Here is a 14,236-nt window from a genome sequence, read left to right on the forward strand (position 1 = left end):
GAAAAAAGCCAAGGAAAATATCCTTGGCTTTTTTAACTAGGCATCCACCTTTTGTATTTCTTCACTCTTTCTTGAAAGTTTACCTGGCCAAAAAGCAAATCGGCCTAACACAACTGTAATTGCGGGTACAAGTAACGGTCTTACGATAAACGTATCTAGTAATACGCCAATTGCAGTTACAATGCCAAATTGAACTAATACTTGAATTGGAAGTGTACCTAACACTGCAAAAGTTCCTGCTAAAATTAAACCTGCCGATGTAATAACACTACCTGTTTGTATTACACCATTTTTTACTGCATCCAAGTGATTTTGTGTCTTTCTGTTTTTCCATATTTCTGAAACCATAAAGATATTATAATCTTCACCTAAAGCAACTAAAAATACGAATGCGTACAACGGTATCGCACCTTGAATGGCCGGCGATCCCATACCGTAATGAAGTAATATCCATCCTGCTCCTAACGCTGAGAAGAATGATAAAACGACAGTTACAATTAAATAAATCATCGCAACAACCGATCGTAAATAAACAAGTAATAGTAAAGCGATAATGCTAATCATTACTGGAATAATTACTGATTCATCACGTTCAGTAATTTGCTTTGTATCATATAATGAAGCTGTTTCTCCACCAATCCACAATTGCTCTTCAGCATTACTAATCCCAGCATCTTTTAATACTTTTTCTACATTACTTTTCAATTTAGGAATTTGATCTAACGCTTCAATTGAGTATGGATTTTCCGCTAAAGAAACTTCATACATTTGTATTTGCTTATTTTCTTTTCCCTCTTTTGGCTCTTTCACTGTATTTACGAAAGAAAATTTCTCTAGTTCTTGTTTAATAGGAAGCTCTTTTCCTTTCGTATCAACAACCACTTTTACTGGTGCTAGTTCACCAGCTGAGAAATGATCACTAATTAACGTAAACCCTTCACGAGAAGGCATATCCTTTGGAAACGATTCTAATAAGTCATATGTGTATTGAATACGTGGTACGAACGAAGCCAATCCACCTAATACAAACACAGTTAGCATAATTATTGTCCACGGTCTTCGGACTACTACATCTCCAAGTTTTTTACTAAAGGAGCCTTTTGATTTTTCAACTTTTACAGCCCTCTTTTTCTTTCTTGCAAACTCCTCATTCATTGAAGTTGTTCTCGGTATAAACGGGAAAAATGCAATTCTACCGAAAATTAATAATAGTGCTGGTAAAATCGTTAAAGCTGCGATTCCCATTATAAATACAGCAGCACTAAATGGTACTGCAAATCGATGAAAGGCACCATAATGAGCAAGTAATAATGTTCCTAATCCAAGTACAACAGTTAACGCACTCATTATTATTGCACCGCCAGAAGCTTTAATCGCAAGTTGCAATGCTTTATATTTACTTTCTTCTTCTAACAAGTACTCTCTATATCTCGAAATTAAAAATAGACAATAGTCCGTTCCAGCACCAAACAATAATACTGTCATAATTGATATCGCTTGGGCATCCACTTTAATCCATCCGTGATCAGCTAAAAAACCGAGTGTAGGACTAATGATGCCGTATGCAAAGCCAACAACAAGTATAGGTAAAATTGCTAAAATTGGCGAACGGTAAAGTAAAATTAATAGGACCAAGACTAATAATACAGTAGCCACTAACAATTTCACATCTGCTTGACTAAATAAACTAACTGCATCCGTTTGAATACCTACAGGTCCAGATAATCGAACATGTAAACCAGATTCACTTATTTTTTGTTTAAATGGATCTTCATCCACCTTACTATTCACTATTTTTCTAAACTCTTCAAGATTTCCTTTTAATATATCCGTACCAGCAGATTTATTAAAGAATACCGGTGTAACAAATGATGTACCATCTTTTGATGCACTTTTTGATAATACTTGCTCTGGAATTGTATCAAATGGTGGTAACGTTGATTGTTCTTTTAAAGGACTAGCTTTTAACTCTTTATAAACGTCTTGTATGAGTTTATAATCCTGTGACTGTAATCCACCATCTCTATACCATACTACTAACAGCGGATTCCCTGCATTATTCGGAAATTCTTTTTTCATAAGCGCTTCCGCTTGCTGTGACATAGCTGTTTCAGGTAAATTTTTCGGATTCGGTTCTTTCGTACTGTTTACTTGTGGTAACGTAAATGAAAGTAATAATGTAATAAGAACCCACACCGATAAAGTGATCCATTGCGTATTTCTCCCTGCTACAAGCCTCCCTAACATATGTAACGGGTGCTTTTTCATAAAAAACCCACCTTCCTTTTTCCCTCCATTATTAATTATATATACTGGTCGGTTAATTAATCAAGGGTGATTGAAAATTATGTTATAATTATCTCAATCATAAATGTCAGGAGCGAATGGATTTGGAACAAAAACAACGTCCTCTCGGAAGGCCGCGTCAAAATAAAAATACAAAATCTACAAAAGAAACCATTTTAGAAGTAGCAACCCGCTTATTTCTTACACAAAATTATCAAGTCGTTTCTATGGATGAGGTCGCAAAAGTTTGTGACGTTACGAAAGCAACTGTCTACTATTACTATTCAACAAAAGCCGATTTATTTACCGCTACTATGATCGAAATGATGGTACGTATACGTGAGAATATGTCTCAAATACTCTCTACAAACAAAACTTTACAAGAAAGATTATTAGACTTCGCTAAAGTTTACTTACACGCAACGATGGATATTGATATGAAAAATTTTATGAAAGATGCAAAACTGTCGTTATCTAAAGAGCAATTGAAGCAATTAAAAAATGCTGAAGATAATATGTATGAAGTACTAGAAAAAGCACTCGATAACGCGATGCACATCGGAGAAATTCCGAAAGGAAACGCTAAATTTGCGGCTCATGCTTTCGTATCTTTATTATCAATTGGGAATTTTAAAGATGAAAATCACAATCCTATTCTTGCAAATATAGATGAATTAGCACAAGAAATCGTTTCTTTTTATTGGAACGGATTAGATCATTCATATTAAACTGATTTGCTTTAATAAAAGAGCATGTTTGAATTTTTTCAAACATGCTCTTTTATAATTTATTTATATACTAATAATCAGATTATACTTCAATGCTGTTTAACAAAAAATTTCACTTTAACTTTTACAAATTTTGAAGTTGAACATTTATATTCTTCTTACTAAATCCCCCATGGTAACAAACTACAGATTCAATATGTAAATTTAAATACTTCTTCAAAGACTTCTTTGCTTCCTTAATATTTATAGTTGTTGGGGCGTGAATTCCTCCTAACATCCCATTCACACTATACATAGAGTCTCCTGCAATAAGAATTTTACTTTGTTTCAAATATAAACTAATATGACCCGGAGTATGCCCTGGAGTATGAAGAATTAGTATTCCACCGCAATACGGAAGTTCTTGCCCATCAATCACAGTATCACTCACTTTTCCTTTTGGTCGGTTCTCTACATTTCCGTCCTTCAATAAAGGTAAATCCCCCTCGATATATGGCTTATCTAGTTCGTGCGCATAAACTTTAATATTACTTCGACAGCGCTGCAACAACTCCGGAAGACTACCTATATGATCAATATCCTGATGCGTCAAAATCACGACTTTTAACTTATCAAATGATACCCCAACCTTTTCCATCTCTACTTGTATATCTTCAATTTGTCCTGGGAAACCCGTATCTATTAATACTGCCATTTCATCATCCCATAAAAGAATTGGATGAATAACAAATTCTTGAAATTCAAGTTGTAACATTTCTATCCCTTTAGCAATCTCCATACAGCCATTCTCCTTTATGTTGAAGTTTGAAAATATGTACGAGTAAACTGAAAATATAAAGTGAAACTTTAATCCGTGGGGGTTTTACTACCCGGCAAATAGCGGGATAAAGCACCTCTATCTTATAATATGTTTTGTCATCCCAATAGAGAATGCTTCAAACCCTATAGATTCATAGTAAGATTGCAATTTTTCTACACACATAAGTTGTGGAATAACCTTGTTTTGTTCACAGTGCTGGATTAATCGTTTCACTATTTCTTTTCCGATGCCACTAGACTGATATTTTGGCAATACACCAACTCCACAAATAACGCCTGTTATTACTCCATCTGATATGACACGCCCCATCCCTACTAACCTCTTATCATCAAAAACATAAATTGCATACCAACTTTGCTTACACATTCGTTCTAACTCGTTAACCGTTAATTTAAGAGAATTCCATCCTAAAGATTCGTATAAGGATAATAATCCATTAAAATCTGTAGGATGTTCACTTGTGTAGCGTATACTATTTTCCATGTAAATACTCCCTATTCTCTGGCTTGTTTATATTTCATAAAATTCCCTTTACACAAATCTGATCGATGTAAAAATAACTAGAACAAACTTCAATAAGAAAGATAGAATTCCTTCTCAATATAAAATAAAAAGAAGTTATCTCACTTAAGATAACTTCTTTTATATAAGACTCTCATTATATTATCAACCAAAAAATATACAACTGCATACGATTAGCACAAACAAAACTAATAAACCATTTGAGAAATAACCCATTAAATACTACCCCTTTATTAAATTATGTAAAAGATTTTATCATAAAATGATTTACAACTTAATAACTGAAAAAGACATTGTATTCATTAGTTATATACGTTTAGTAATATTTTATATTCCGTTATATTCTCGTTCCCTGAAAGTGCTTATCATACTCTTCTACTTCAGTTCATATAAGTTCAAAATATTAAATAATAAATCAAGAAGACCTCCACCTTACGAGGTCTTTTTTACTTATTTTCCAAATACACTAATTGATTCTTCCTCAATTACAAGTAAACAATTAGCATATTACATGATTTAATATCCCAATAACCAATTCAACTCTATTAATTCGGTTCGACCTTAATATCCCCCTTTTATTCCAAAAACTCAATAATTGTTTCACATACTTTATCCGTCTCCTCGATATCTGGGAAATGTCCACTATTTTCAAATATAACAAGTTTACCATTTTTCAATTGTCTCGTTATTCTATAACTCATTCCTACACCCGTGTTATAGTCATGCGCTCCAACTATGACACACGTATCAATTTCTAAACCTTTAATACGCTCAATAAGCGGTAAAGATGATTTTGTTCCAAAAATAACTTTGCTCATCTTCCCTGTATTACTTAACTGACTTTCCTCCCAAAGACTCCGATTTAGCTTTGCAAATTCTTCATTTTTAAATAATAATCGATCTACAGCTTTTGTATCAACTATACTCCAAACTTGATTATACCTTTCTTTTAAAGGAATTTCTGACTTACTTATTATCAATATTTCTTCTTTCATTTCTCCTTTCGTTACTTGTAGAAAACCTTCTATCTGCACAGTATACATATCATTTAAATCATCTAACGATGGTGCTTGTAATACCATTTGTTCAACATTTTTCGGATATTTCAAAGCATACTCTAAACAAAGTTGTCCACCAAAAGAATATCCTAACAAATTTATCTTCTCTACATGTAATTGCTTTCTTAATTCCTCTAAATCTTCGACTAGAGTATTGATTGAGTACTCACCGTCATCTTGTGGTGCCTCACTTCTACCACATCCTCTTTGTTCATAATAAACAACAGTCATATTTTCTTCTAACCTCAACCCAAGTGTTCTTTCGAATACATAATGATTGCCACCTGGACCACCATGTACAATAATGAGAGGAACTGTATTATGAGCTGCCCCTGCAACTTTACACCAATGCAATACCCCATTGATTTTCAAATAGTGTACACCATCTTGCAACATTAACTGATTCATTTACCCTCTCTCCTCATCGCTCACTTATTACTATCTAAATGTATAAGTTCTGACCATTCACACTTTCTCCCTTTGTATCCTTTAGACACTATCCTCATTTATATGAATAGCTTTCTTATTCAAAAATAGATTTTTAAAAATTCCTACTCCCACAATTAATAAAACTATACCAACTAATTTATTTACTTGTAATGGAACACTCTCCATTCCAAATAATCCGAATGTATCAATGCATAACGCAACAACCAATTGAGTAATAAGACTAATTAGCACCGTATATGCTGGACCTAAGCTCTTTATTGCACCCATTATACAAATAATTAACCCGATGCCAAACAGTCCACTTACATAAAACAAATAATTTGTAGTATACACTTTAATGTTAATACTGTTTTCTGTAATGATATAAAATAGAATAGAACTAATGAGACCTATTCCAAGGACACATGTAGTCGTTAACCACTGTCCTACATTTTCATTTACTTTTGCATTAAAAACAGATTGTAAGCTAATTAATATTCCTGCTAATGTAGCTAAACTAAATCCAATCAAAATCTTCCTCTCCCTTTCATTGCTCATATATATTATCTTTAGCGACTTCCTTCATTCTAGAAAAATCTTTAATTACAATAACTCCATTACTCTTTTCAATTAATTTTTCATTATAAAATTTTTGTAATACCCGTATTACGTGCCTATAACTTACCCCTATAAAATCCGCAATACTCGTTACCGAAGTTGCATCCAAATCCTCTTTATACATATTCCCGTTACTATCTGTTGAAATTGAAAGTAAATAACTAGCTACACGTACTTCTACAGGATAAAGTAAATTAAGAGCAGTAAAACGAGTCGATATTTTTAATGTGTTCGCAATGTTTTCAAGCAAGAACTTCATAAATATAGGATCATGTAATAACTTGTTTCTAATAACCGTATTAGAAATAGAGATTGCTACAACATCTGAACAAGCTTCAACGACATTATGTGCTTTGCTATTTTGAATTAATTCAATATCACCAACAATGGCCAATGGATTGATAAAGCGAAGGATTAGTTTCTTCCCTTCAGGTGTAATCGTGTAAACTTTTGCTTTACCTTTAACAACAAAATATAAACGATCCATTTCGTCATCTATATTGCAAATAAGCTCGCCTTTTTCAAAGTGATTTAATTGAAAATAAGCTGTATCTATTTCTGAAAAAACCTCGAGCGTTTTATTGGTTTTCAAATAATGCCTAATTAAACCTGATCTATTCTCCATATTCATTTCTCCTTTCATTTACATATTAAATACAACAATACCTATAATCATTACTATCGTTCCCACAATATGATATCTCTCCATCTGTATCTTTTTTATATGAAACAGTCCTTTCATTTCAATAACTGTTGCCGTTAACAATTGAGCAACCATTAGTGTGCCAGCTGTCAATGTAACTCCTAATGAATATATCGCCATAGTTTCTGCACAAATAATGAATCCACCAAATGCACCAGCTGCTAAATATATTTTTTTCACACTCTTTAAATTTGTTACTTTCTCCTCTTTCTTTAATAAAAATACAGTTGTTGCAATAATGAATCCAATTAAATGGGTTATAATACTCGTCGACCATATACCGATATGTGAACTAAGTTTCGCATTAAAGGTACCTTGAAGTGTTATAAATATCCCCGCAAAAATAGCAAATAGAATACCTTTCAAAAAATCATCTCCTCATCCTTTATTTCTGACTTAATTAAAAACCATCATCCTATAATGGCAAAAGGACAAATGTCACATCACTATGAAAATAACTTGGAATGAACAAAAACACACCTCAAAAATGCGAGATGTGTTTTTCGTTATTTATATATAATGTTTTAAAAATGAAAATTACGCTACATTAAAAGATTTCTTTTTCATAACAAACTTTGCAAATAAGAAACGTACAAGCGGTCCCATAATAATTAATTGTAATGGATATGCCATTATGAAATTTTTAATAAAAATCGAAAAATAAATGGAAACAAATGAATCTCCTTGTAGTCCACCATGTAAATACATCATAGCCATACCGAAAAATGACATAAAGAACACCATTCCAATTACCATAGTTGTCGCCATTGCAACGATAATATTTATTTTTTTAGATTTATCAAATGGCAATATGAATACAATTTTTTTCGCACAAGGTCCAACGATACATATTTCAATTAATAGTGCAATAATAAAGCCAATTAATAGTTCTAATGCAATCTCTTTAATATAAATTGGTCCTCCTGTTTCATTCATTAGTAAATTGTAAAACGTCATTACGATAACCATCCCAAGGCACATCATCATGCCAAATTGGAGGTTTTCCTTTCTTGTTGTTGGCAAAATTCATCATCCTTTCTCTTTGAGTCTTTGTCATTATATCGATATTTGAAACCCCTTCGTAAGTGAACATTTTGTGAACAAATTTAAAACGTTTTCATTTTTTCCTTTCTGCTCAAATTCTCACTTTTACTTATAGAGGTTATATATATCGCAATGTTGAATTACTAAATTTAACATTGCATTACACTATTACTAGGAGGATAACCATGAATGAAGCAGAATTTTACGCATATCACATCGTAACAAGGAAAAAAATGCATATCGGACAAATCATTCCTTTTAACAAAAATCAACACAATACTCTATATCACTTCTTTTTTGAAAGAGAACAATTAAATGCTAGTGGTGAAGATGGCATACAAATTTTAAATAAACACTATAAAAATAACGAATTACATATAAATAATGAAAATACTAAAGTAGTTATGAGTTATATGGATCAAACAATTAGAGCAGTTAGAGAAACAATTGTAGAAATGGTTAGACTACAAGAATTCCCTGAATACCCTTCCAGGTTATCTTGCTTATATGCTGCTAAAAGCTATGAGGATGCTTTGAAATGGAGAGCGCTATTTGATTCTTACAATCGAGAAGTTTTACAGATTGTTAAACTACGAGTGATTGGAAGTTCTTTTGAAGGTGACGGGAATCTTTTACCGAAAGAAGATGGAATTCCTTTTTCTCAAAAAATCGAACAAGCTAGAGAGTATTGGAAAGGAAATATTAGAAATGAGCTTCCTGAGCTACTGATTAATGGAGAAATTGAAGTGGTGGAAATTATTGATGACTTTTCCTCAATTCATATTTAATTTCTAACTAAATCATATAGGATGGAGATTACAATGAAGAAAAAAGTGTACTTCAATCATGATGGCGGCGTAGATGATTTAATTTCATTATTTTTATTACTTCAAATGGAAAACATTGAACTTACGGGTGTATCTGTTATCCCAGCAGACTGCTATTTAGAACCCGCAATGTCTGCCAGTCGTAAAATTATCGATCGCTTCGGCAAAGGTAATATTGCCGTAGCCGCTTCAAACTCTCGCGGGCAAAACCCGTTTCCGAAAGACTGGCGGATGCATGCATTTTATGTAGATGCTCTACCAATTTTAAATGAGTCTGGAAAAGTTGTAACACCCGTGGTGGCAAAACCCGCGCATCATCATTTAATAGAAACGCTTCTACAAACGGAAGGAAAAACAACTTTATTATTTACTGGGCCCCTAACTGACCTTGCTCGTGCATTATATGAAGCTCCCATAATCGAAGATCAAATTGAACGCCTTGTTTGGATGGGTGGTACATTTCTTAAAGCTGGCAATGTACATGAACCAGAGCATGATGGAACAGCTGAGTGGAATTCGTTTTGGGATCCTGAAGCAGTAGCTCGTGTATGGGATGCAAAAATTAAAATCGACTTAGTGACACTAGAAAGTACAAACCAAGTTCCGTTAACTATAAACATACGTGAGCAGTGGGCAAAAGAACGAAAGTATATTGGTATGGATTTCCTTGGTCAATGCTATGCAATGGTCCCCCCTCTCGTTCACTTCTCAACGAACTCTACTTACTATTTATGGGATGTACTAACTACCGCTTTTGTCGGAAACACTAGCCTTGCAAAAACTGAAACGATTAATAGTATCGTTCATACATACGGACCAAGCCAAGGACGTACAGAGGAAACTACTGATGGACGACCTGTAAATGTCGTTTATGATGTAAAACATGATGTTTTCTTTGAATATATTACTGAATTAGCAAAGAAAGCTTCTATCTGAACCCCTATAAAGTGATATAACTTCAGATAATGAGCCCCAATTTTAGAAATTGGTTGTAACTAGATATTTAACTATTAAAAAGAGTATTGAATTAAATTTCAATACTCTTTTTGTGCAATTTAATTATATTTGATTAATGTAGTGTCTTACAGATTATTCATTTCATAACCATTGACAAAATACGTTATTGTTTCTAACTCATCTGCATTTAATTCTCTATCTAGCTCTTGTTTATACGCTGCCTTTATCTTCTCTTCATCGCCTTTATGAACTTCTGTATATGTTCCTACTGTTTTTAGCAAATGAATTTCTTGTAAAAACTCGTCTCGATTTATAGCTGTCCCATGAGAAAGAATATATGTCTCAGCATCAAATTTCTCTAATTCATCTATCAATTTAAACGTTTTTTTCGTCGTATAGTTCCACTTTGAAGAAAAAATATCTGCATATATACAATCTCCTACAAACAATATCTTTTCTTCTTTTATATACATAACAACTGAATCATGCGCATGATCTCCGCCCACATGTTTTAACACGCATGTCACTTCACCAAGGTCTAATTCCATTTGATCCTGGAACGTTAAGGTTGGAGGAATAATGTTAATATTTCTCGCTTTTTCTTCAAACTCTTTCTTGATACAATTCGCACAAAATGCAATTTCAGTACCCTCTTTTACGCGTGCGTCCAACGCTTCATCTGTCCATTCATAAGATACTATTGCCTGCATTTCTTTTTTCGTTTCAGCGTGCGAAATAGTTAATGCATTCTGTAATACAGATAATCCAAAAATATGATCCCAATGCCAATGCGTTAATGCTACAAAATCAGGATTCGATACATTTTGTTCTTTTAACATTTCTAAAAATAATTGTGCATGTTCTTCTGAATTTCCTGCATCAATCATTAACGTTTTTTCTTGTCCAACGACCATTCCTAAGATAGGTCTATCTGTTTCAGAAACAGGTGTCATATACCAAAATGAGTTTCCTATTTTTTTAATTTGTTGCATAACCAATTCCCCTTTTCATTTTCTCACTTAAAATTAATATATAAATTATAACGAATCACTACTTTTTTCTCTATAATCAAACACAATTACTTGGACTAATCTAACTTTCTTTTTCGTAAGCTAAAAATAAGGGAATAGAATCGGAGTGTGATACTATGGAACGTTTATGGATTCCAATGATTGTAACATTTTTTTCGTTCGGTGGATTACTATTAGGAGGTGCTGTTGGAGTAGCAACACGCCAACTTATTGAAGAAAAGATGCATCGTTTATACGCATTATGTGGTGGTATTTTACTTGGGCTTTTATCCCTTGAAATTATTCCTGAAACATTTTCAAGCTACGAAATGGTTGGGCCTATACTTGGTATAGCTATCGGTATTTTAGTTATGAACTTATTAGATAACTATTGTCACCATCCAATGATACATAAAAAAGATCAACAAGCATGGCAAACCTTCCTTTTTCTCTCTTTCGCTATATTTATTCATAATATACCGAGTGGATTTGCGTTAGGTACAGCTTTTATAAATCATAATGACTCTGCCATTCCCTTTTTAATAGCAATCGTCGTTCACCATATTCCAGAAGGATTAGCTTTAATTATTCCATTTCTTTTTACAAAACATAAATATATTTCCTTTTTATTAACGACTTTATTACTTTCTCTTATTCTCGGTACTGGCACAGTTTTTGGCATTTTGATGGAAGGAAAAGCTCTTCACCTGCAAGGCCTCATTATGGGAAGTGCTATTGGTTCACTTGGATATGTCACAATTCATGAAATGCTTTGGAAAGCTAAGAAACAGCTCTCTTTCCTTACATTTCTAATGTGGGCAACTAGTGGTTTTTTACTAATAACAGTGTTCACTTTATTCGCTGGTCATCATTAAAGTTGCTAAAGTGAAACTTTTGTTCCTCCCACACTGATTCTTGGATTACAAATAACTAGATAAATTTCTTACTTGTATATTTTTCCTTTTTATTCAAAACATAATGTTATCTACCTATTATAAGGAGGAACAATTATGTTTGGGAAAACAGCAGGTGAAGCATTAGTTGATTTATTAATTGATTGGGGAGTAGAGCACATATACGGTATGCCTGGAGATTCCATTAATTCTATCATTGAAGCTTTAAGAAAAAAACAAGATAAAATTAAATTCATTCAAGTTCGCCATGAAGAAGCTGGTGCACTAGCAGCGGCTGCCTATGCGAAATTAACAGGAAAACTTGGCGTTTGTATGGCAATTGCAGGACCTGGTGCTATTCATTTATTAAATGGTTTATATGATGCGAAACTCGATAAAGCCCCTGTTCTAGCAATTTCAGGTCAAGTAGAAACCGATTTACTTGGAACGGACTTTTTCCAAGAAGTAAATTTAGAAAGAATGTTTGATGATGTTGCGGTTTATAACCAGCGTATTATGTCAGCAGAGCAACTACCTGCCGTAGTGAATCAAGCAATTCGAATGGCTTATACGAAAAAAGGTGTATCCGTTCTTACTATTCCAGATGATGTCCCGAAATTTGAAGTGAAAAATGGTGCCCGTGTTACAAATACTTCTTTTACTTTGCCTGAATTATTTCCACAAAAAGAAGATTTAGATGCAGCGAAACTCGCAATAAATGAAGCGAAAAAGCCTGTGATTTTAGCTGGAAAAGGAACAAAACATGCGAGAGAATCTTTACTTGCATTAGCAGAACATATTGGTGCTCCAATCGTACTTACATTACCTGCTAAAGGAATTATTCCTGATGAACACCCTCTTTGTATTGGTGGATTAGGATTAATTGGAACGAAACCTTCTTATGAAGCAATGAAGCATGCAGATACTTTAATTATGGTCGGTACTTCTTATCCGTTCACCGGCTTCTTACCTGAAAAAGCAAAAACAATTCATATCGATACAGATCCTGCCCAAATCGGGAAACGTTATGCGACAGATATTGGTTTAGCTGGTGATGCTGATAAAACATTACGATGGTTAATTGAAAATGTTGAAGAACACACAGACCATTCCTTCTTAGAACAGCACCAAGAAATGATGAAAAAGTGGGAAAATAAATTACACGATCAAGAAGAAGACTCTTCCATTCCAATTAAACCACAACGTGTTATGCATGCTCTGCAGCAAGTAGCTCATGATGATGCAATTCTATCAGTCGATGTCGGAAATGTAACAGTATGGACAGCAAGACACTTCCGTATGACAAACCAACAATTTATCATTTCTAGCTGGCTCGCAACACTTGGCTGCGGTTTACCTGGTGCACTTGCTGGAAAAATTGCTTTCCCGGATAAACAAGTATTTGCAGTTTGTGGTGATGGCGGATTTGGAATGACGATGAATGACTTCGTAACAGCTGTAAAATATAAATTACCAATCGTTGTCGTCGTATTAAACAATAATAAAATTGCGATGATTAAATTTGAACAAGAAGTTATGGGTAATATCGAATTCGAAACAGACTTAACGAACCCTGATTTCGCAAAATATGCAGAGGCTTGTGGAGGTATTGGATACCGTGTTGAGAATTTAGATGAACTACTTCCCGCTTTCGAAAATGCAGTAAAACAAAATAAACCATGTATTATTGATGTAGTTGTAGATGCTAACGAAGCACCAATGCCAGCAAAAATCACATTTGGTCAAGCCGCTGGTTATACGAAGCATATGATAAAAGAATTATTTGAAGAAGGTAAGATTGATTTACCTCCACTTTAAGCGAAAAAAGATAGCTGAAAACAATTTGTCTTCAGCTATCTTTTTTATTTTTGTATCTCTCTATAAAAAGAAAAGTCATCCATAGTTGGTTGTACTTAAGACTCTTATTTTTTATCAAGAGTCTTTTTATTTAATTTCGCTTCAGTTAATACTATGCATCTAAAAATCTTTATACATCTCGCTAACTATTTCAATTCTCTAAAGTTCGGATATACTTTATTTTATGAATGTATCGCACATCCACTTATAGAATTTTTCTTTCTCTTCAAATTGTGGATAATGAGCTGATTTCTCAAAAGTAATAAATTGTTTTTGATCTGCTTCTATCTTATCAAAATATGTTTTTGCTGCATGCAATGAAGTGTTATAGTCATATTTCCCTATAAAGAAATAAAACGGTAGCTTCATTTCAATCACCTTAGTAGGCAATGGATTTTTTAAATCCTTTTCTAATAAGACAGTTTGAGAATGTGATAATCCAACGTTATAACGAATTACGTCTAACAAGTTATATTCATTACAG

The 14,236-nt window shown here is 33.4% G+C and carries 14 protein-coding genes and 1 pseudogene; 5 read left to right on the plus strand and 10 right to left on the minus strand.

Features of this window, described 5'->3' with window-relative positions; translation table 11 throughout:
* Positions 1–36: 36 nt before the first annotated feature.
* A complete protein-coding gene (locus EBQ15_RS08960) occupies positions 37–2,268 on the minus strand; it encodes an MMPL family transporter (protein ID WP_000716590.1) in 2,232 nt (743 codons plus the stop codon).
* Between the two features lie 122 nt (positions 2,269–2,390).
* On the opposite strand from EBQ15_RS08960, the gene EBQ15_RS08965 reads away from it, so the two are divergent.
* A complete protein-coding gene (locus EBQ15_RS08965; RefSeq protein ID WP_000436015.1) occupies positions 2,391–3,014 on the plus strand; it encodes a TetR/AcrR family transcriptional regulator in 624 nt (207 codons plus the stop codon).
* A 124-nt stretch (positions 3,015–3,138) separates the two neighbouring features.
* On the opposite strand, the gene EBQ15_RS08970 is transcribed toward EBQ15_RS08965, so the two are convergent.
* The 7 genes from EBQ15_RS08970 to EBQ15_RS09000 all read right to left on the minus strand — a co-directional run bounded on the left by EBQ15_RS08970 (position 3,139) and on the right by EBQ15_RS09000 (position 8,187).
* Positions 3,139–3,792 carry an MBL fold metallo-hydrolase gene (locus EBQ15_RS08970; RefSeq protein ID WP_000401478.1) on the minus strand — a complete coding sequence of 218 codons (654 nt, stop codon included), beginning with the start codon at positions 3,790–3,792 and terminating at the stop codon, positions 3,139–3,141.
* A gap of 117 nt (positions 3,793–3,909) precedes the next feature.
* The gene (locus EBQ15_RS08975; protein WP_000431736.1) at positions 3,910–4,317 is read right to left on the minus strand and encodes a GNAT family N-acetyltransferase; all 408 of its coding nucleotides are present in this window, start codon (positions 4,315–4,317) and stop codon (positions 3,910–3,912) included.
* A 614-nt stretch (positions 4,318–4,931) separates the two neighbouring features.
* Positions 4,932–5,822 (minus strand): alpha/beta fold hydrolase, encoded by an 891-nt coding sequence (locus EBQ15_RS08980; RefSeq protein WP_001072688.1) that lies wholly within the window; start codon positions 5,820–5,822, stop codon positions 4,932–4,934.
* Between the two features lie 81 nt (positions 5,823–5,903).
* Positions 5,904–6,374: a DMT family transporter gene (locus EBQ15_RS08985; RefSeq protein ID WP_000579029.1), complete on the minus strand. Its 471-nt coding sequence runs from the start codon at positions 6,372–6,374 to the stop codon at positions 5,904–5,906.
* A gap of 16 nt (positions 6,375–6,390) precedes the next feature.
* Positions 6,391–7,086, minus strand: a complete 696-nt coding sequence (locus EBQ15_RS08990) for a Crp/Fnr family transcriptional regulator (protein ID WP_000431596.1) — start codon at positions 7,084–7,086, stop codon at positions 6,391–6,393.
* An 18-nt stretch (positions 7,087–7,104) separates the two neighbouring features.
* The gene (locus EBQ15_RS08995) at positions 7,105–7,530 is read right to left on the minus strand and encodes a DMT family transporter (protein ID WP_000676256.1); all 426 of its coding nucleotides are present in this window, start codon (positions 7,528–7,530) and stop codon (positions 7,105–7,107) included.
* Positions 7,531–7,701: 171 nt separating this feature from the next.
* Positions 7,702–8,187: a DUF2798 domain-containing protein gene (locus EBQ15_RS09000; protein WP_002103059.1), complete on the minus strand. Its 486-nt coding sequence runs from the start codon at positions 8,185–8,187 to the stop codon at positions 7,702–7,704.
* 206 nt (positions 8,188–8,393) lie between these two features.
* Between EBQ15_RS09000 and EBQ15_RS09005 the strand changes: the two genes are divergently transcribed.
* Positions 8,394–8,996 (plus strand): DUF2441 domain-containing protein, encoded by a 603-nt coding sequence (locus tag EBQ15_RS09005; protein WP_001001048.1) that lies wholly within the window; start codon positions 8,394–8,396, stop codon positions 8,994–8,996.
* A 21-nt stretch (positions 8,997–9,017) separates the two neighbouring features.
* A complete protein-coding gene (locus EBQ15_RS09010) occupies positions 9,018–9,971 on the plus strand; it encodes a nucleoside hydrolase (protein WP_001999745.1) in 954 nt (317 codons plus the stop codon).
* 146 nt (positions 9,972–10,117) lie between these two features.
* Here the strand turns inward: EBQ15_RS09010 and EBQ15_RS09015 are convergent, their stop codons facing one another.
* Positions 10,118–10,984 (minus strand): MBL fold metallo-hydrolase, encoded by an 867-nt coding sequence (locus EBQ15_RS09015; RefSeq protein WP_001186120.1) that lies wholly within the window; start codon positions 10,982–10,984, stop codon positions 10,118–10,120.
* A 155-nt stretch (positions 10,985–11,139) separates the two neighbouring features.
* On the opposite strand from EBQ15_RS09015, the gene EBQ15_RS09020 reads away from it, so the two are divergent.
* The gene (locus tag EBQ15_RS09020) at positions 11,140–11,877 is read left to right on the plus strand and encodes a ZIP family metal transporter (RefSeq protein WP_000440630.1); all 738 of its coding nucleotides are present in this window, start codon (positions 11,140–11,142) and stop codon (positions 11,875–11,877) included.
* Between the two features lie 135 nt (positions 11,878–12,012).
* Positions 12,013–13,713 carry a pyruvate oxidase gene (locus EBQ15_RS09025; RefSeq protein ID WP_000467236.1) on the plus strand — a complete coding sequence of 567 codons (1,701 nt, stop codon included), beginning with the start codon at positions 12,013–12,015 and terminating at the stop codon, positions 13,711–13,713.
* Positions 13,714–13,929: 216 nt separating this feature from the next.
* Here the strand turns inward: EBQ15_RS09025 and EBQ15_RS09030 are convergent.
* Positions 13,930–14,232 (minus strand): annotated as a pseudogene (locus EBQ15_RS09030) (hypothetical protein); the annotation flags it as partial.
* Positions 14,233–14,236 lie beyond the last annotated feature (4 nt).

Origin of the sequence: Bacillus sp. 2D03 (assembly GCF_003946765.1) — a bacterium.
In the GTDB taxonomy this organism is placed as follows: Bacteria; Bacillota; Bacilli; order Bacillales; family Bacillaceae_G; genus Bacillus_A; species Bacillus_A cereus.